Below are 17,597 nucleotides of genomic sequence, written 5' to 3' on the forward strand. Positions count from 1 at the left end.
GGCGTGCGGTGCGGCACTGGCCGGATGTCGTCCCCGGTCGACGGCCCCTGGGTGCCCGCCGGTGTCAGGCGGCGGGCGAACCGGCCGGGAGGACCGCCACCCCGTCGTCGTCGGCGTAGACGGTGTCCCCGCGGCGGAATGTGACCTCGCCGATGGTGACGGGTTCGTCAACGGTCCCCGCGCCGGTCTTGCCGCTCTTGCGCGGGATCGTACCCAGCGCCTTGATGCCCGGATCGAGGCGGCCGAGGGCGTCACCGTCCCGGACCGAGCCGTTGATGATCAGTCGGCCCAGCCGTTGCGCTGCGCGGCGTCGGCGATGAGGTCGCCCACGAGCGCGGTACGCGGGGAGCAGCCGCCGTCGACCACCAGCACGGCCCCTTCACCCGGCGTGTTGACGAGTTCCTTCAACAGGGCGTTGTCCTCGTGGCAGGACAGGGTGCGCACCTGCCCCGCGAACACCGCGCGGCCGCCGGTCCGGCGGAAGGGGGTGGTGCAGAGTCCGAGGGCCTCCCCGTACTGGTCGTACAGGTCGGCGGTGGGTATCGGCTTGACCGTCATCTCGCTCCGGCTCCTTCGCTCTCCACGCCGCGCAGGGGCCGGCGTAGGCCGGGGCGGGGCGCGGTCAGCGGCGGGAGTTGCCGAACAGGAGGCGGTAGCCGATCAGCAGGACGAGCGAGCCGGCGATGGCGGAGCCCCAGGTGGCGGCGTCGAAGAACTGGTTCGTGATCGGCCGGTCGAGGAACTTCGCGGAGAGCCATCCGCCGATGAAGGCTCCGGCGATGCCGATGAGGGTGGTCCCGATGAACCCGCCCGGGTCCCGGCCGGGCAGCAGCAGCTTGGCTATGCCGCCGGCCAGCAGCCCCAGGATGATCCAGCCGATGATGCCCATGCCCGCTCACTCCGCTTCGTTTCGTGCACGCTCACGCGCGCGTTCAGGGAGGAGGACGCGGGCCGGGCGGCATCGGTTCTCCGGGGGAGGCCGGCGGTGTCGACATGGCCGGCCGGTGAGCGCCCGGCCGGCCGTGCGGGTCAGGCCGCGACCCGGCCGGCCGGTGCGATGGCGGCGGCAGCGGGAGCCGGGTCCGCGACCCGGTCGGCCGGTGCGACGGTGGGAGCGGACGCGGCAGCGGGAGCCGGGTCCGCGACCCGGTCGCCGGAGCTCGTCCGGGTCAGCAGCAGCACCCCGCGCGCGGCGGCGAGGGCCCCCGCGGTGGCGAGCAGGATGCCGAGCGCGCCGCCCTGGAGCCGTTCACCGAGCAGGACCATGCCGATGGCGGCGGCCGCGAGGGGGTTGGAGAGGTTCACCACGGCGAGCGGGGCACCGAGCCCGCCCCGGTAGGCCCGCTGCGACAGCAGCATGCCACCGACGGCGAAGACGACGACGAGCAGCGCCACCGTGACCACCCGCGCGCTCAGCAGGGCCCCTCCCCGGCCGCCCGCCACCGCCACGGTCTGCGTCAGTGCGGAGGCGGCGGCGGAGGCCAGCCCGGACGCCGTGGCGTGCCGCAGCCCGGAGCGGACGTCGCCCCGGGTCAGGACGGTGATCACGGCGGCCGTCGCGCCGGCCACGGCGAGGGCCTCGGCCAGGGTGAGGGTGTCGTCGGGGGCGGGTCCGGACGCCGGCAGGAGCAGCAGCCCGAGCCCGGCGACGGTGGCCAGGGTGCCCCGCCACTCGGTGGCCGCCACCCGGCGGCCGGCCCCGCGCGCGCCGAGGGGGACGGCCGCGACGAGGGTGAGGGCGCCCAGGGGCTGGACCAGGGTGAGCGGCCCGTACCGCAGGGCGGCCGCGTGCAGCAGCGCCGCGGCGGCGTTCAGTCCGGCCGACCACCACCAGGCGCTGTTGCCGAGCAGTGCGGCGGCACTGCGGGCGACGGCGCGGCGGGCGAGGCGTTCCTGGGCGACGGCGGCCGCCGCGTAGGCCACGGCGGAGGCGAGGCAGAGCGCGACTGCGAGGGCGGTGGCGTTCATCGCCGGCTCCCGGCGCCCGCGACGGCGGACTCGGCCCGGTCCCGGCGCGGTCCGGGCAGGCCGGCCCCGGAGGTGGTCACGGCGTCGGGAAAAGCGGCCTCGCCGGACCCCGCCCCGGGCGGCGCGGACTGCGAGGCCGCCGCGCCCTGGAGCACCGTGACCGGAGTCACCCCGGGCGAGGACGCGGCGACGACGCGGGAGCCGCCCGCGACCGGCCGCGGGACCAGCAGCAGCGCGGCACCGAGCAGGACGGCGGCGACGAGCGCGTCGAGCCAGTAGTGGTTGGCCGTCCCGACCACCACGAGCAGCGTCACCAGCGGGTGCAGCAGCCACAGGGACCGCCATCGGGAGCGGGTGGCCGCGATCATGCCGAGAGCCAGCATCAACGCCCACCCGAAGTGCAGGGAGGGCATCGCGGCGAACTGGTTGGCCAGGGTGTCGGTGGCGGGGGCGGCTCGGTAGACGGTGGGTCCGTAGACCTGTCCGGTGTCCACCAGCCCGGCCGCGCGGAGCATCCGCGGCGGTGCCAGCGGGAACGCCAGGTGGAGGGCGAGGGCGGCTCCGGTGAGGACGGCGAGCACCCGGCGGGTCCACAGGTAGTGGCCGGGGCGGCGGACGTAGAGCCAGACGAGGAAGAGGGCGGTCGCGGGGAAGTGCACGCCCGCGTAGTAGGTGTTCGCCGTCTGTATGAGGGTGTCCCCGTGCAGCAGCAGCCGCTGCACCGCGCCCTCGCCGGGCAGGTGCAGCGTGCGTTCGGCGTCCCAGATGCGCGCGGCGTTGCGGAAGGCCTCCTCGGTGCGCCCGGTCGAGAGCATCCGGCCCGCCTTGTAGACGGTGAAGAGTCCCGCGACGAGCAGCAGCTCGCGCAGGAGCCGGCGCCGCTCCCGCCCGCGTCCGGATGGACCGGTGGGGGGCTCCGCGGGGGTGGTCTCGGTGGTCATCCCACGGTCTCGCTTCCTCTACTCGGCGGGCGGCCGGGCGGAGGTCGTCCGGTCGGGCCGTCACACATCGACACGCCAGTGTATCGATACATTGGCGTATCGATACGCCGGTGTACCGATACGCTTGCGTAGCCGTACACTCGACCTACGGACCACGCCGCCGAGGAGGGCCGCACCCATGACGCAGACAGCGCCGGCCTCCGCGCGCCGCTCCAAGATCAGTCCGGAGCGGGTGCAGGAGTTCTACGAAGCCGTCCTGGAGCAGCTGCGCGAGAACGGCTACGAGGCCCTGACCATGGAGGGCGTCGCCGCCCGGGCCTGTTGCGGCAAGTCCACGCTCTACCGGCAGTGGAAGACCAAGCCGCAGCTGGTGGCCGCCGCCCTGCGGGCGAACCGGCAGGGCACCCTGGCCGCCGTCGACACCGGCACCCTCGCGGGGGACCTGCGCGAGGCGGCCCGGATCGCGGCGGGCACCTCGGGGCGTGACACCCGGCTCACCCAGGCCCTCGGGCACGCGGTGCTGAGCGACGAGGAGCTCCAGGCGGCGCTGCGCGAGGCGCTGGTCGAACCGGAGCTGGCCGCGTTCGACGCGATGGTGGCGCGGGCGGTGGCACGCGGCGAGATCACCGCGGACCACCCCGCGGTGGAGTTCCTGCCCGCGCAGCTGATGGGCGTCATGCGGATCAGGCCGGTGCTGGAGGGCCGCTACGCCGACGCCGACTACCTGGTGCGCTTCGTGGACGCGGCCCTGCTCCCCTCGCTCGGCATCACTGCGGGCACCACCCCCTAGACCGGTGGGCCACCGTCCCCGATGACCGGACGGAGACCTGCCCGCGCTGCCTCGTGGGGACGGCGGCAGCGCGCCACCCGGACCGGGCGGCGGTCACTCGCCCGGCGAGTGGCCGCCGCCCGATCTGTGCGGAGCGGCACCCGCCTCACGGCCGGGGCGCCGCCATCAGCCGCGCGTACTGCTCGGGATCCGCGTCGAAGCCGCGCGGGCGCGCGTCCAGCGACCAGCCGCCCGAGGAGTCCCGCAGGAATTCCGCGACGGTCACGGCGCTGAACCCCCCGACGTCCGCGAAGTCGGACCGGGCCAGGTCGGTGTAGCCCTCGCGGATGCGCAGTCCGGTACCGGCCACGGTGGCAAAGGTCTTCGTACGGGCGCCTTCGGGCCCGGGGTCCTGGATGACCACGCCCACGACCACCCGGCCGAGCCCGGGGGCCAGCCGGTTCAGTTCGAGGGTCATCACCTCGTCGAAGCCGAGCCCCTGACCGGTGTCGCTGTCCCGGTTGAGGGTGATCGTGCCGTCGGGTGCGCGGCTGCCGAAGTGCACGAGGTAGACGGGATCCCCGTAGAGGGCCGCCGAGTCGTACACGGCGGCCAGTATGTCCAGGTCGTGCGCGGGCGTCCCGGCCGGGCTGGGGTCCCAGCGCAGGGCGATCTCCACCTTGGCCAGGCCCTTGCGTACTCCGCTCATCGAACTCCCCCTCCGCTCAACGGATATGGCCCGGCCATGCTGTCACGTGCCGGTGATCAAGGCAGAGCGAACGGCGTTACGGCCGAAACCGCGGCCGGCTCCCCCCATGCCCGATACGGGGTATTCATGCCGAACACATGCGAAGCGTTGCCCAATGACCGTAATGCCCATCCCGCTTCGCCCGCCGGGGAGTTGCAGGGCCGCAGGATCTGCGGCCGAGCCGGATCGTTATCCTCAAATTTCCCTCAGATGTAGTGACGCTGCGGCCGTCAGCTTCCTAGCTTCCTCATACACGCGCCTTCCCGGACCGTGTGGTTCCGCACGTGCACCGCACTGCGTACCGACCCCGTACCCGTGCCGTACCCGGCACCCGGTGCGTCCCCCGCTTCCGCGTGATCCGCGATCCCAGGAAAGAGTGCAGCATGAAGGTTCCCAAGGCCGGTGCGGTCGTCGCAGTGATCGCCCTCGCCGCCACCGCCACGGGGTGTGCCGGTGACAGCGCCAAGGAGCCGCTCGCGATCGGCATCAAGTTCGACCAGCCCGGGATCGGGATGCGCGAGGCCAACGGCACGTACACCGGGTTCGACGTCGACGTGGCCACCTACATCGCCAAGGAGCTCGGCTACAAGCCGAACGAGATCGAGTTCAAGCAGGTCTACAGCTCCGACCGGGAACTGCTGATCCAGTACAACGAGGTCAAGTTCGTCGCCGCCAGCTACTCGATCAGCGACAAGCGCAAGGAGAAGGTCGACTTCGCCGGCCCGTACTTCATCGCGCACCAGGACCTGCTCGTGCGCTCCACCGACACGTCGATCACCAAGGCCGAGGACCTCAACACCAAGCGGCTGTGCTCGGTGACCGGTTCCACCTCGGCCGAGAACGTCCGCAAGACCCTGGCCCCCAAGGCGAGCGTCCTGGAGCTCGGCAGCTACTCGGACTGCCTGGTCGCCCTGCAGGACAACCAGGCCGACGCGATGACGACCGACAACTCCATCCTGGCCGGTTACGCGGCCCAGAAGGGCAACGAGGGCAAGTTCAGGCTGCTCGGGCTGAACCTGAGCAACGAGAACTACGGCATCGGCCTCAAGAAGGGCGACACCGACCTCCAGCGCAAGATCAACACCGCGCTGACGAAGATGGTGTCGGACGGCTCCTGGGACGCGGCGGTCAAGAAGAACTTCGGCCCGGCCAACTACAAGTACGAGCCCGCGCCGCAGGTGACGTCGGGCAGCTGACGCACGGTCCGGCCCCGGCCTCCACCAGGGCCGGACCCCCTCCCGACACATGGTTTTCATGTGTTCGATACATGACAATGTGAGCCTCGCTCTGCCACCTGACACCCCGCCAACCGACCGGCGGGGACGGTGCGTGTGGAGAGGTACCCCCACGTCATGAGATTCTCCCGCCTCGCCCCCTTGGCGGCCGGCGTCACCGCCGCCACCCTGGCCCTCATACCGGCCACGGCCTCGGCCGGACAGCAGCGGACCACAACGGCTCCCCACGCCGTCGCAGCCGCCACCACCGCCGACTACTACGCGGCGGCCCAGGGCAAGACCGGCGCAGCGCTCAAGAGCGCGTTGCACGGGATCATCAAGAACCAGTCCACGGTCACCTACGACGGCGTGTGGAACGCCCTGAAAGTCACCGACCAGGACCCGGCCAACCCGAACAACGTCATCCTGGTCTACTCGGGCCGCTCCCAGGCCAAGAACACCAACGGCGGCAACCCCAACGACTGGAACCGCGAGCACGTCTGGGCCAAGAGCCACGGCGACTTCGGAACCGCGACCGGCCCCGGCACCGACCTGCACCACCTGAGGCCGGAGGACGTCACCGTCAACAGCACCCGCGGCAACAAGGACTTCGACATGGGCGGCAGCCCGGTCGCCGAGGCCCCCGGCAGCTACACCGACTCCGACTCCTTCGAGCCGCGCGACGCGGTCAAGGGCGACGTGGCGCGGATGCTGCTCTACATGGCGGTCCGCTACGACGGTGGGGACGGCTTCCCCGACCTGGAACCGAACGACAAGGTCAACAACGGCACGGCGCCCGCGATCGGGCGGATCAGCGTGCTCAAGCAGTGGAACCAGATGGATCCGCCGGACGCCTTCGAGCAGCGCCGCAACCAGGTCATCTTCGACACCTACCAGCACAACCGGAACCCGTTCATCGATCACCCGGAGTGGGTCAACTCCATCTGGTGACCTACGGCTCCCACCATGACGCCCTCCACGGGATTGGTCTGCTCCGGAGCGGGTATTCGCAGGTCAGAGGCTGCGTTCCGCGCCCGGCGGCGGCAGCCCGTGGAGGTACGTCGTCATGGACGGAGCCGGACTCTCCGACCGCGAGAGGCGAGCCCTCTCGGCGATCGAAGCCCAACTCAAGGGTGACCGTTCCCTGGACCGCCGCCTGCGGTCCGCGCACCGCCGGCATCACGCCGTGGCGGCATGTCTGCTCGGGGCGCTGACCGTCGCCCTGCTGGTCGCCGCCTCGGTGACCGTGTCGCAGCCGCTGATCTGGGCCTTCGCCGCCACGTGGATCGTGACCGTGTTCACGGCCCTGCCTCTGCTGAGCCAGTGGATCAGGCGGCGCTGGCAGCGACGGGACCGTACGGTCAGCCACGAAGCCCGGTGAGGAAGCGGCTACGACAGCTTGTCCGCGAGGGCCTTGAACGCGGTCCAGGGCAGCTGCGGGGCCCGGGGGTCCCAGACCTTCTGCGACAGGGCCGCCAGCGGCGTCCGGATGCCGTCGGCCACCTGCGCCTGGGTCTGGGCGCCCGACAGGTCGCACCAGACGGCGAGCCGGGCTCCGAGTATCTGCGGCCCGTACCGCGCGGGCACCGCGGTGGTGCCGCGCAGCACGAGCGGGGTCCACTGCTCGTAGATGCGGCGGCCGGTCGGGTACGTGAACTGGTTGGGCTGGCCGAGCACGTAGTACAGGTACTCGTCGTTGAGGTTGACCACCTTGCGGCCGGCCTGCAAATAGGCCAGCGGCGGCCGGGCGCCGTTCTCCTTGCCAGTCCAGTACTCGGCCTGGAGGTCGGGGGCGGCCGCGACCACTCCCCCCGCGAAGAAGCCGTCGTTCCACGCCTTGAGCGCCTTGCCCGAGGGACGCACGACCGCGGCCCGGTCGTTGAGCCAGCCCGTCGCCAGGTCCTGCACGCGGGCGGCGGAGCCGTACCGCTGCCGCGCCGCGGCGGCGAGCTGCGGGAAGGAGGCCTGCGGGTCGCGGACGACCAGTGCCTGGTACTCGTCGGCGCCCAGGTGCCAGGCCCCGCCGGGGAACAGCGGAAGGTACTCGCGCAGCAGCTCGTCCACCAGCTTCGCCGACGCCGGGTTCGATATGTCGACGGCGCCCTTGACGGCCCGGCCCTGTACGTCGTGCAGCTGGAGTGACGGGTGGGCGCGCAGCACCGCTCCGAGGTGGCCGGGCGAGTCGATCTCCGGGACCACGGTGATGTGCAGGCTCGCGGCCAGCGCCGTGATGCGGCGCACCTCCGCCTTGGTCAGGTGGGGGTCGGAGACGATCTCGGGGTGGGTGTCGGACTGGATCCGGAAAGCCTGGTCGTCGGAGAAGTGGAGCCCGAGCTGGTTGAGCTTGAGGTCTCCCATCTCGCGGAGCCTGGCCTCGATCCAGTCGGGGGTGAAGTTCTTGCGGGCTATGTCGAGGTTGAGGCCGCGCTGGGGCCGGTCGGGGGCGTCGCGGACGGTGCCTTCGGGGGCCGAACCGGCGGTTCGTACCTCCTGCTTGAGGGTGCGGGTTCCGTAGAACACGCCCGCCTCGTCGGGGCCGCTGATCTTGACCCGGCCACCCTGCACGGTGAGGGCGTACGACTCCGGTTTCCCGGACGGGGTCGCGTCCAGGGCGAGTTGTACGTCACCGGGGCCCGGGGCGGCCGACTCCGTGAAGCCGAGGCCGAGTTCACCGGCGAGGAGCCGGGCCTCGTCGGTGAGGGCCGTGCGGTCGGCGGGCGCGATGACCACGCGGGCGCCGGTGGCGGGCTTCCAGCCGGGTCCGCGGGCCGGGACGTGCTCCCGTACGGCGGGGATGACGCGCGGGGCGGTGGACAGCGGGTACGACGGGGTGGGGGCCGGGGGCGAGGAGGCGGGCGCCGCCGTGGCCGCCCCGGAGTCGGAGGCGGCCGAGAGGGGCGAAGGGGCGGCGCCCGCTTCGCCGTGTCCGCCGCCCGCACATCCGGGAACGGCGAGGGTGACCAGCGCGGCGACCGTTGCCGTCGCGATGGCGTGGACCCTCCTGGACTGCCTGGTATCTCGCATCATGCACCGTTTTCCCCGTACCAACGTGGCACGGGGAGCGGTGCGGCGCGACCGGGAAGGGCGCGCTCAGATCAGCGCGGCGAGTGCCGTGGCGGCGAATTCGTGGTCCTGGTCAGGGGCGCCGCCGCCGACGCCGATGGCCCCTACGAGTCGGCCCTCACGGTGGACGGGCAGTCCGCCGGCGATGAACAGCAGCGGCCGGTCCAGAGCGGTGGGCAGGGTGTGGAAGGGGCCGCCGGGCAGGACGGCGTCGGTGAGGGCCGCCGTCGGCGCGTTCAGCTGGAGGGCGGTGAAGGCCTTGCGGGTGCTGGTCTCGCCGGAGATCAGGACGGCCCGGTCGTCGCGGCGGAAGGCCAGCGGGTGGCCTCCCGCGTCGAGGACGGTGACGCTGACCGCGATCCCGGCGGCCTCGGCGGCCTCGCGGGCGGCACCGAGGAGGACCTCGGCGTCCTCTGTGGTCAGGGGGGCGACGGCGGTGGTGGCGGACATGAAGGGGCTCCTGACGGATCGGGGGGAGGTGGGGCGGGTCAGTGGTGAGCGGGAACGGCGGCGCTTTCGGGGGCGCCGCCCGCCACCACGCGGCTCGCGGCGGCGCGTGCGCCCGTACGCCGTTCCAGGGCGCCCGAGACCAGGGCGAGGAGCAGCGCGGAGGCGGCCAGTGCGGCACCGACCCAGTTCGGGGCGGTCCAGCCGAGACCGGCGGCGATGACCAGTCCGCCGAGCCAGGCGGCGAGCGCGTTGCCGAGGTTGAAGGCGCCGATGTTGACGGCGGAGGCGAGGGTGGGGGCACCCGCGGCCTGGTCGAGGACCCGCTTCTGGAGCGGCGGCACGGTCGCGAAGCCGAGGGCGCCGATCAGCACGACGGTGACGGCGGCGCCGGCCTTGTCGTGCGCGGTGAGGGTGAAGACCGCGAGCACGACGGCCAGCGCTCCGAGCGACACGTACAGCATCGGCATCAGCGCGCGGTCGGCGAACCGGCCGCCGATGAGGTTGCCGGCGACCATGCCGAGTCCGAAGAGGACCAGCAGCCAGGTGACGGAGGTGTCGGCGAAGCCGGCGACGTTGGTCATCATCGGGGTGATGTAGGTGATGGCGGCGAACACCCCGCCGAACCCGAGGACGGTCATCGCCATGGCGAGCAGGACCTGGACGTTGCGGAACGCGGCCAGTTCGTGGCGGATGCGGACGCCCTCGGGCCGGGGCAGTTCGGGGACCAGCTTGGCGATGCCGAGCAGGCCGAGCACGCCGAGCGCGGCCACGATCATGAAGGTGACGCGCCAGCCGAGGGTCTGGCCGACGAGGGTGCCGAGGGGGACGCCGACCACGTTGGCCACGGTCAGGCCGGTGAACATCATGGCGATCGCGCCGGCCTTCTTCTGGGGGGCGACGAGTCCGGCCGCGACGACCGAGCCGATGCCGAAGAAGGCGCCGTGGGCGAGGGAGGCGACGACGCGTCCGGCGAGCATGACGCCGAAGGCGGGGGCGAGCGCCGAGAGGACGTTGCCCGCGACGAAGAGGCCCATGAGCAGCATCAGCATCCGCTTGCGGGGGACCCGGGTGCCGAGGACGGTCATGAGGGGGGCGCCGAGCACGACACCGAGGGCGTAGCCGGTGACGAGGAAGCCGGCGGTCGGGATGGTGACGCCGTAGTCGGCGGCGACCTCGGGGAGGAGGCCCATGATCACGAATTCGGTGGTGCCGATCCCGAAGGCTCCGATGGCCAGGGCGAGGAGTGCGAGAGGCATGAGGGGGTGCTGCCCTTCCGGGGAGGGGTGGTGCGGTGGCGGCGCCGGGCCGCTGGGGAGGCGCATGCGATTGCCGACGCCGCTTACGTGCGTCCACATTAATTGCATGCGCGGGTTAATTACAAACGCGGGCTATTGCGCGCGTCGCCTATCCTGGTGGGGTACCCAGCGGAACGCACCCAAGGAGAGGCCCATGACGGCCACCGACAGCGCACTGACCGCCCTTTCCCAGGGCTGGTGCGCCCTCTCCCTCCTGCACGGCCGCATCGAGACCCACATCGAGCGGGCGCTCCAGGCGGCCCACGGGCTGAGCGTGCGCGAGTACTCGCTGCTGGACGTGCTCAGCCGCCAGCACGACGGACCCGGTGGCCACCTGCGGATGCACCAGGTCGCCGACTCGGTGGTGCTCAGCCAGAGCGCCACGACCCGGCTGGTCAGCAGGCTGGAGGAGCGCGGGCTGCTGAACCGCTACATCTGCGACACCGACCGGCGGGGCATCTACACCGACGTCAGCGGGGCGGGACTGGCCCTGCTCGCCGAGGCGCGGCCGACGAACGACGCCGCCCTGCGCGAGGCGCTGGACGCGGCGGCGGGGGTTCCCGAGCTCGCCCCCCTGGTGGCGGCCGTGGAGAACACCCGCACGGCCGCCGACGGCTGAGCCCCGGGGCTACGGCTTACCGCTGCCGCCCTGCGAGGGGTGGCCGGAGCCCATGGGGGTCGGCGAGGCCGACGCCGGGGCGGTGGACGGCGGCCCGGGCCGCGACGGCGACGCGGAGGGTGGGTACGTGCCGGGTGCGGTCGGTGTCGTGCGCGGGGACGGCAGCCTGGTCGCGGGCGGACTGGGTATGGGCGAGGGCTCCGCACTGTGACTGGGTGCGGGTGCCTGCGGGCTCGGCGTCGGCGAAGGGATCTCGGCGGGCGCCGCCGGCGGCACCGGCCTGACCTGCCCCTGCTCGGGCCCCAGCACCAGGTACCCGGTCACCGCGGCCGCGGCGCCGGCCAACCCGGCGGCCGACCAGGTCAGACGCCGCAGCCATACCGCGGCCACCGGCCGGCGCGTGGACGACCCCGGCGGATCGGCGGGCCGCAGGTCCCGGACGGTGACCGTGTCCGCCCGCGCGCCCAGGGCCTCGCGCAGCCGGTGTTCGACCGGGCGTTCGCCGTCGTGCGTCATACCCGTCCCTCCAGAATCCGTTCCAGCGCGTCCAGGGCGCGGCTCGCGTTCGACTTCACCGCGCCCCGGCTGATCCCGAGGGTGTCGGCTATCTCCGCCTCGCTGAGCTCCGCCCAGTACCGCAGCACCAGCACCTGGCGGCGGCGCGGCGTCAGCCGGCCCAGGGCCGCCAGTACCTCCCGGTGCGCCTCGTCCAGTACGACGGACGCCTCGGCGGAGGGTACGTCGGCCGTGACGGGCGGGATCCAGGCACGGGCCGTCCGCCTGCGGCGCAGGACCGAGCGGGAGGTGTTGACCACCGCGGTACGCAGGTAGCCCAGCGCGTTGTCCACGCCCTTGATCTGCTCGCCGTGCCGTCGGTAGAGGGCGGTGAAGGCGTCCTGGACCACGTCCTCGGCCGTGGCCAGGTCGTCCACGAGCAGCACCGCCAGGCGGACCATGCCCAGCCGGTGCGCGTGGTAGAGGTCGGTGATGGTGGGCGGCGCGGGCGTGCCCGCGGCCCCCGGGAGCTCGTACGTGAACGCGTGCGCGGGAGCGGCCGGCGCGGGGACGTCGCGGCGCAGCAGGAACGACCACAAGCCCCGCCGCGCCCGGCCGAAGCCGGGCGCGAAAGGGCTCATCGCCGGGGCGAGTGGCAGCACGGGGGTCCTCAGTTGCCGGCGCGGCGCCGCACCGTGTACAGGGCTCCGGCCCCGACGGCTATGAGCCCGGCGGCCCCGGCTCCCAGGGCCATGGTGGTCGAGGAGGAGCCGGTGTGCGCGAGCTCGGAGCCGGCCGGCGCTTCGGAGGGCCGGGCCGACGGCGCGGCGCTCGGGGTGCCGCTGCCCGGCGCGGCCGTCGGGGTGGCGGCGCCGGAAGGGGCCGCGGTGGGCTTGCCGTTGCCGCCCGGCACGGTGGGGGACGCGCTCGGGGCCGCGCTGGGGGTGGCGGAGCCCATCGGCGGGAGGCTGGGCGCGGGTGCCGGCGCGGCGCTGGTGACGGCGGCGCGCGTCGGTGCGGCGGAGGGCGTTCCCGCTGCGGCGAGGGCCGGGCCGCCGAGTGCGACGGCCACCCCGGCTGCGGCAGCGGTGACGAGCGCTGCCCGGCCGGCGGACGAGGTGGCGCGCTTGAGGTTCATCACGGTGGTTCTCCCACGGTCGTGCGGTCGGGACGAGGGCGCGGAACTACGCCCTACACCCCGCACGACGCGCGAGTGTCCGCGAGGTTGCCGGTGTTCCGGAAAAAGTTTCACGCGGCCCGGCGGGGGGATTCGGAGGACCGCTTCGAGGCCGAGGTCGCCGTAGCCGGTGGACAAGGGTGATGCCGCGAGCTTGGTGGCGCCGCCCGGGTCGGTGGCGAGGACCGGGGGCGGCGCGCCGTCCGGTCCGGTTCCGGGGCGCGCCGGCGGCCGGGCCGGACGGGCGCGCGTGCGGGAAGCAGTCCCGTACTGGGCGCGATCGGGGCGCCTGCGGCCGACGTGGCCTTCGTGAGGACGAGGTCGCTGTCGTGGGTGCCGGCCGTGGCCGGCAGCCGCTCCAGGGCCTCGGGTCCGAGGTGGTCCTCGGCGTCCGCGAAGAACACGTAGCGGCCCCGCGCCAGGTCGAGGGCCCGGTTGCGCGGCCCGCCGGCGCCGGGGTTCGCCCGGTGCGGCACCCGGATCCCGGGGGTGCCGGGCGGCGTAGCGGTCGAGCTCGGCGCAGCTGCCGTCCGTCGAGCCGTCGTCGGCCGCGATGACTTCCAGATGACTTCCATCCGCTCCGCGCCCGAGGTCTGCCCCACGATCGATTCGAGGCGTTCGCCGAGGTGGGGCCTCGCGGTGCAGACGGCGATGATCACGGATGTGCCGGGGCCGGACGAGCGGTGCATGCGATGAGCATAGGGTTCGCCCGCGAGGGCCCCGTGCCGAGGTCCTGCCGGGTGGCACGGCTCACGTGACCTGCCGCAATGCCCTCCCGAGCAGCGCGATGCCCTCCTCGACGTCGCCCACCGGGCCGGCCGCGTATCCGAGGACCATGCCCGGCGGGCCCGGCGCGACGCGGTGCCAGGACAGCGGGTGCGCCTTGACACCGAGGGCGAGCGCGGCCGAGGCGAGCGCGGTGTCCTCGAAGCCGGCGCCGTCGAAGGTGACCATCAGGTGCAGTCCGGCCGCCGCGCCGTGCACCCGGGCGCCGGGCAGCGCCGCCCCGATGGCCCGCAGCATGGCGTCCCGGCTGCGCCGGTGGCGGCGCCGGACGAAGCGCAGGTGGCGTTCGAGCTCGCCGGACTCCATCAGCCGGGCCAGTACGAGTTGCGCCAGGACCGGGCTCCCGAGGTCGGCGTAGCGCTTCTCGGCCACCACGGCGTCCAGCAGCCGCGGCGGGACCAGCAGCCAGCCCAGCCGCAGGGCGGGGGCCAGCAGCTTGGAGACGCTCCCGGCGTAACAGACCGCCTCCGGCAGCAGCGCCCGCAGGGCGGGTACGGGGGCACGGTCGTAGCGGTGCTCGGCGTCGTAGTCGTCCTCGATGACCACTCCCCCGCCGGCGGCCCAGGCCAGCAGCTCCCGGCGGCGTTCGCCGTCGAGCACCACCCCGGTCGGGAACTGGTGGGCCGGGGTGAGCAGGGCCGCGCCCGCCCCGCTGCCGGCGAGGGCGGCGACGTCGATGCCGGCCGCGTCCACCCGTACCGGGACGGTCTCCAGCCGCCCGTACTCCAGTTGTCCCCTGGCCCCGAGGGAGCCGGGGTCCTCCACCGCCACCCGCCGTACGCCGCTCCCGCGCAGAACGGGCGCCAGCAGGGCGAGGGCCTGGGCGACGCCGGACACGACGACCACCTCGCCCGGGTCGGCGCGGATCCCTCGGTTGCGGGCCAGCCAGCCGACGACCGCCTCCCGCAGCGCGGACGTCCCCCGGGGATCGCCGTAGCCGAAGTCGGCCGGGGTGAGCCCGGCGAGCACCCGGCGTTCGGCCTGGAGCCAGGCCGAACGGGGGAACGCGGCCAGGTCCGGTACCCCCGGCGAGAGGTCGATGCGGCAGGGCACCGAGCGCAGCGCGTCGACCAGGGCGGCGCCGGGCCGGGGGACGAAGGGGTCGGCGGGGCATTCGGCGGACGGGTGGGACGGCGCCGGGGCGGGTGCCGGGGCGGCGACGACGACCGTCCCCGCGCGACCGCGGCCCGTCACCTGGCCGGCGTCCGCCAGGCGCTGGTAGACCTCGGTGACCAGGCCCCGCGAGACCCGCAGTTCGGCGGCGAGGACGCGGCCCGCCGGGAGGCGGCTGCCGACGGGGAGGACGCCGTCCGCGATCGCGGAGCGGATGCGCGAGGTCAGCCACTCGGTCCGGCCGCGGGGCGGTGCCTGGCCGATGTCGAGCAGCAGGAAATCCGACCCGGCGGTTTTGGACCCCTTGGACTGGCCCTCTTCGGCACTGCTCATGGGTCCAATACTGGCAGAGGCTGGGCGCATGAAACCCTCCGCGTCCGATCCCGTAGCCGCGCCCGCTTCCGCGCCCGCCTCGGCCTCCGCCTTCCGTGAGCTGCTTCCGGGCGTCATCGGCATGGTGCTGGTCGGCAGCAGTGTCACCGTCTCCCGTTCCCTCTCCGGCGCCCCTCTCTTCGCCCCCCAGGCCGTTCGTTACGCGGCCGCCGCCGTGATCCTCTTCGTCCTCGCGCGCGCCGCCCGGGTGCCGTTGCTGCGTCCCCGGGGCCGTGAGTGGCTGTGGCTGGCCGGGATCGCGGGGAGCGGGCTGGTGCTGTTCAACGTGGCCGTGGTGCGGGGCGTCGCGCACGCCGAACCGGCCGTCATCGCCGTCGCGGTGGCCTCCGTCCCGGTCCTGCTCGCCCTCGTCGGCCCGCTGCTGGAGCGGCAGCGGCCCAGCCGACGGGTGCTGCTGGCCGCACCCGTCGTCGTGGCCGGGGCCGTCCTCGTGGAGGGGACCGGGCGCACCGACGCGACCGGGGTGGGCTGGGCGGCGCTCGCGTTGGTCTGCGAGGCCGGGTTCACGTTGCTCGCGGTGCCGGTGCTGGGCCGCCACGGCGCGTGGGGGGTGTCCGTGCACGCGGTGTGGTTGGGGGCGGTGATGCTGACGGGACTCACGGTGCTCGTGGAGCGGCCCGACAGCCTCACGGCGCTCGGGCCGGGACAGTGGGCGGCGGTCGGGTACCTGGCCGTCATGGTGACGGCGGTGGCGTTCCTGCTCTGGTACCGGACGGTGGCCGCCGTGGGCGCCGGCCGGGCCGGGCTGCTCGCCGGGCTGGCCCCGCTCGCCGCGGCCGGGGCGGGTGCGGCGTCGGGCGGCGGGGTTCCGGGGCCGGCGGTGTGGCTGGGGCTCGCCGTGGTGGTCGCCGGGCTGGCGCTCGGGGTGCGGCCGGGCGGTGCGCCGCTGCCGGAACCGGAGCCGACAGCCGTCGAGCGGTTGCCCGTGTCCCCTTGAGGGGGACCGGCGCCGTGGATCACAATCCGCAGATGCCGACGCCCCCGCCGCACAGCACCGAGCCGTACAGCATCGGGCCGTGCGGCACCGAGCCGTGCGGACCCGGCCCGTACCGCCCGGCGCCGTACAGCAGTTGGATGCAGTACTTCTCCCCCACCGCCAACCACCGGCGGCTCGGACTGGTGTGCCTGGGGGTGGGGGTGCAGGAGGGGCCCTTGCCGGTGGTGGGCCCGCGGGCGCTCGACCACCACGTGGCGGTGGTGGTCACCCGGGGGCGGGGCTGGTTCAGCCACGGCGGGCGCCCGCCGCAGCCCGTGACGGCGCCCGCGCTGCTGTGGCTGGTGCCCGGCGTCGAACACCACTACGGACCGGATCCGCGGACCGGCTGGCAGGAGTGCTTCGTGGACTTCGCGGGCCACAGCGTGGAGGCCTACACCGATCTCGGCTACGTCACCCCCGACCGGCCGCTCGTCCCGTTGAGCGCGACGGCCGGGGTGCGGCACGTGGTGGACGGCATCGTCCGTGCGGCCCGAACCGGCGGCCCGCTGCTGGAGGTGGAGGCGGCCGCGGCCGTACACGCGCTGCTGGTGGCCCTGCGCTACGCCCGCGCCGAGGTGTCCCGGCACGGCGACGCCGTCATGGACGCCCTGGCACGGGACGCACTGCTGCCGATCTCCGTCGCCGAGCACGCGGCGCGGCTCGGGATACCGCTGCCGGAGCTGCGCGGGGCGGTGCGGCGCAGCACCGGCGAGGGCGTCAAGGAATACCTCCTCGGCATCCGACTGAGCCGGGCCAAGGAGCTGCTGGCCCGGACCGACCTGCCGGTCGCCGGGGTGGCCCGGCGGGTCGGGTACGAAGACCCCGGGTACTTCAGCCGGCTGTTCAGCCGCCGCGTCGGCATGGCCCCGGGACGCTTCCGCGCCCAGCAGTCCTTCCACGACGCGGCGAGGCCAGGCTAGTGCTGTGACCGGAAAGGTTCACAGCACTAGGCACCGTCCGGGCGGCGGGCGTAGCAGAAGAGGTGCTCCTCCGGGTCGGCGAGGCCGGCCTCGGGGTGGAAGAGGCTCGTGCGGTGGTGCAGCAGCTCCAGGCCGGCCGTCTCGATCCGGGTCGCGTACTCCTGCGCGGACAAGCTGCTGACGGTGACCTGGTGGCCCATCCATTCCATGGCGAGACCGCTGATGTCGCCGGGCACCGTGGCGAGGACGAGGTACCCGCCCGGCGCCACCCAGGAGGCCATCCGTTCCAGGGAGGCCGCCACCTCCCGCTGCTCCATGATCAGCAGCGGGAAGAAGGCGCACACCGCGTCGAAGCCGCCCTCCCCGGGCGCGTACGTGCGTACGTCCGCCTGCTCGAAACGGGCCCGCGGGACGCGCTCGCGCGCGAGGGCGACCATCTCGGCCGAGACGTCGATGCCGGTCACCGCACAACCCGCCGCGGCCAGCCGCTCGGCGGTGGGCCGGCCCGTGCCGCTGCCCACGTCGAGGACCCGCGCCCCCGCGGGCAGCCGGCCGGTGAGCCAGTCGAGGGCCTCCAGCTGTGCGGGGATCCGGCCGAACGCGTCCTCGTAGCGCTGCGCGAGCGCGTCGAACACCTCGGCCGCCGACTCCTGTCCACTCATCGCGATGC

The 17,597-nt window shown here is 73.9% G+C and carries 20 protein-coding genes and 1 pseudogene; 7 read left to right on the top strand and 14 right to left on the bottom strand.

Annotated elements, in window-relative coordinates; translation table 11 throughout:
* Positions 1-64: 64 nt before the first annotated feature.
* The 4 genes and pseudogenes from rraA to IE207_RS14965 all read right to left on the bottom strand — a co-directional run bounded on the left by rraA (position 65) and on the right by IE207_RS14965 (position 2,909).
* A pseudogene (rraA, locus tag IE207_RS34380) lies at positions 65-558 on the bottom strand (ribonuclease E activity regulator RraA).
* Between the two features lie 64 nt (positions 559-622).
* Positions 623-889, bottom strand: a complete 267-nt coding sequence (locus IE207_RS14955) for a GlsB/YeaQ/YmgE family stress response membrane protein (RefSeq protein WP_190184631.1) — start codon at positions 887-889, stop codon at positions 623-625.
* A 140-nt stretch (positions 890-1,029) separates the two neighbouring features.
* Entirely contained in the window at positions 1,030-1,968 is a 939-nt protein-coding gene (locus IE207_RS14960) for a hypothetical protein (RefSeq protein ID WP_190184632.1), read from the bottom strand.
* Positions 1,965-2,909 carry a phosphatase PAP2 family protein gene (locus IE207_RS14965; RefSeq protein WP_190184633.1) on the bottom strand — a complete coding sequence of 315 codons (945 nt, stop codon included), beginning with the start codon at positions 2,907-2,909 and terminating at the stop codon, positions 1,965-1,967. The genes IE207_RS14960 and IE207_RS14965 overlap by 4 nt, the downstream gene beginning before the upstream one ends.
* Positions 2,910-3,087: 178 nt before the next feature.
* Here IE207_RS14965 and IE207_RS14970 point away from each other — a divergent pair, with 178 nt between their 5' ends.
* A complete protein-coding gene (locus IE207_RS14970; RefSeq protein ID WP_190184634.1) occupies positions 3,088-3,699 on the top strand; it encodes a TetR/AcrR family transcriptional regulator in 612 nt (203 codons plus the stop codon).
* Positions 3,700-3,844: 145 nt separating this feature from the next.
* Here the strand turns inward: IE207_RS14970 and IE207_RS14975 are convergent, their stop codons facing one another.
* On the bottom strand, positions 3,845-4,387 hold the full coding sequence (locus IE207_RS14975; protein WP_190184635.1) for a TerD family protein: 543 nt from the start codon (positions 4,385-4,387) through the stop codon (positions 3,845-3,847).
* 422 nt (positions 4,388-4,809) lie between these two features.
* Here IE207_RS14975 and IE207_RS14980 point away from each other — a divergent pair, with 422 nt between their 5' ends.
* The 3 genes from IE207_RS14980 (at position 4,810) to IE207_RS14990 (ending at position 7,021) form a co-directional block, all read left to right on the top strand.
* Positions 4,810-5,622, top strand: coding sequence for a glutamate ABC transporter substrate-binding protein (locus IE207_RS14980; protein ID WP_190184636.1), 813 nt, complete (start codon positions 4,810-4,812; stop codon positions 5,620-5,622).
* 156 nt (positions 5,623-5,778) lie between these two features.
* Positions 5,779-6,591 (top strand): endonuclease I family protein, encoded by an 813-nt coding sequence (locus tag IE207_RS14985; protein WP_190184637.1) that lies wholly within the window; start codon positions 5,779-5,781, stop codon positions 6,589-6,591.
* Positions 6,592-6,706: 115 nt separating this feature from the next.
* Entirely contained in the window at positions 6,707-7,021 is a 315-nt protein-coding gene (locus IE207_RS14990; RefSeq protein ID WP_190184638.1) for a DUF3040 domain-containing protein, read from the top strand.
* 8 nt (positions 7,022-7,029) lie between these two features.
* Here IE207_RS14990 and IE207_RS14995 read toward each other — a convergent pair whose 3' ends face one another.
* The 3 genes from IE207_RS14995 to IE207_RS15005 all read right to left on the bottom strand — a co-directional run bounded on the left by IE207_RS14995 (position 7,030) and on the right by IE207_RS15005 (position 10,409).
* Positions 7,030-8,664, bottom strand: a complete 1,635-nt coding sequence (locus IE207_RS14995) for a beta-N-acetylhexosaminidase (RefSeq protein ID WP_190184749.1) — start codon at positions 8,662-8,664, stop codon at positions 7,030-7,032.
* A 66-nt stretch (positions 8,665-8,730) separates the two neighbouring features.
* Positions 8,731-9,153 carry a GlcG/HbpS family heme-binding protein gene (locus IE207_RS15000; protein ID WP_190184639.1) on the bottom strand — a complete coding sequence of 141 codons (423 nt, stop codon included), beginning with the start codon at positions 9,151-9,153 and terminating at the stop codon, positions 8,731-8,733.
* 38 nt (positions 9,154-9,191) lie between these two features.
* On the bottom strand, positions 9,192-10,409 hold the full coding sequence (locus tag IE207_RS15005) for an MFS transporter (RefSeq protein WP_190184640.1): 1,218 nt from the start codon (positions 10,407-10,409) through the stop codon (positions 9,192-9,194).
* A gap of 193 nt (positions 10,410-10,602) precedes the next feature.
* On the opposite strand from IE207_RS15005, the gene IE207_RS15010 reads away from it, so the two are divergent.
* Positions 10,603-11,067 (top strand): MarR family winged helix-turn-helix transcriptional regulator, encoded by a 465-nt coding sequence (locus IE207_RS15010; RefSeq protein ID WP_190184641.1) that lies wholly within the window; start codon positions 10,603-10,605, stop codon positions 11,065-11,067.
* A 9-nt stretch (positions 11,068-11,076) separates the two neighbouring features.
* On the opposite strand, the gene IE207_RS15015 is transcribed toward IE207_RS15010, so the two are convergent.
* From IE207_RS15015 to pdxR, 5 genes are all read right to left on the bottom strand, one after another.
* Entirely contained in the window at positions 11,077-11,583 is a 507-nt protein-coding gene (locus IE207_RS15015; protein ID WP_190184642.1) for a chromosomal replication initiator protein DnaA, read from the bottom strand.
* Positions 11,580-12,203: an RNA polymerase sigma factor gene (locus tag IE207_RS15020; protein ID WP_190184750.1), complete on the bottom strand. Its 624-nt coding sequence runs from the start codon at positions 12,201-12,203 to the stop codon at positions 11,580-11,582. The genes IE207_RS15015 and IE207_RS15020 overlap by 4 nt, the downstream gene beginning before the upstream one ends.
* Positions 12,204-12,232: 29 nt before the next feature.
* Positions 12,233-12,700, bottom strand: a complete 468-nt coding sequence (locus tag IE207_RS15025) for an LAETG motif-containing sortase-dependent surface protein (RefSeq protein ID WP_190184643.1) — start codon at positions 12,698-12,700, stop codon at positions 12,233-12,235.
* A 110-nt stretch (positions 12,701-12,810) separates the two neighbouring features.
* A complete protein-coding gene (locus tag IE207_RS15030; RefSeq protein ID WP_190184644.1) occupies positions 12,811-13,428 on the bottom strand; it encodes a glycosyltransferase family 2 protein in 618 nt (205 codons plus the stop codon).
* A gap of 61 nt (positions 13,429-13,489) precedes the next feature.
* Positions 13,490-14,971: a MocR-like pyridoxine biosynthesis transcription factor PdxR gene (gene pdxR / locus IE207_RS15035; RefSeq protein ID WP_190184645.1), complete on the bottom strand. Its 1,482-nt coding sequence runs from the start codon at positions 14,969-14,971 to the stop codon at positions 13,490-13,492.
* Between the two features lie 28 nt (positions 14,972-14,999).
* Here pdxR and IE207_RS15040 point away from each other — a divergent pair, with 28 nt between their 5' ends.
* Both IE207_RS15040 and IE207_RS15045 read left to right on the top strand, forming a co-directional pair.
* Positions 15,000-15,968 (top strand): DMT family transporter, encoded by a 969-nt coding sequence (locus tag IE207_RS15040; RefSeq protein WP_190184646.1) that lies wholly within the window; start codon positions 15,000-15,002, stop codon positions 15,966-15,968.
* Positions 15,969-16,105: 137 nt separating this feature from the next.
* Positions 16,106-16,927: a helix-turn-helix domain-containing protein gene (locus tag IE207_RS15045; RefSeq protein ID WP_190184751.1), complete on the top strand. Its 822-nt coding sequence runs from the start codon at positions 16,106-16,108 to the stop codon at positions 16,925-16,927.
* Positions 16,928-16,953: 26 nt separating this feature from the next.
* On the opposite strand, the gene IE207_RS15050 is transcribed toward IE207_RS15045, so the two are convergent.
* Positions 16,954-17,589 carry a class I SAM-dependent methyltransferase gene (locus IE207_RS15050; protein WP_190184647.1) on the bottom strand — a complete coding sequence of 212 codons (636 nt, stop codon included), beginning with the start codon at positions 17,587-17,589 and terminating at the stop codon, positions 16,954-16,956.
* Positions 17,590-17,597 lie beyond the last annotated feature (8 nt).

The organism is Streptomyces cirratus (genome assembly GCF_014650775.1).
In the GTDB taxonomy this organism is placed as follows: domain Bacteria; phylum Actinomycetota; class Actinomycetes; order Streptomycetales; family Streptomycetaceae; genus Streptomyces; species Streptomyces cirratus.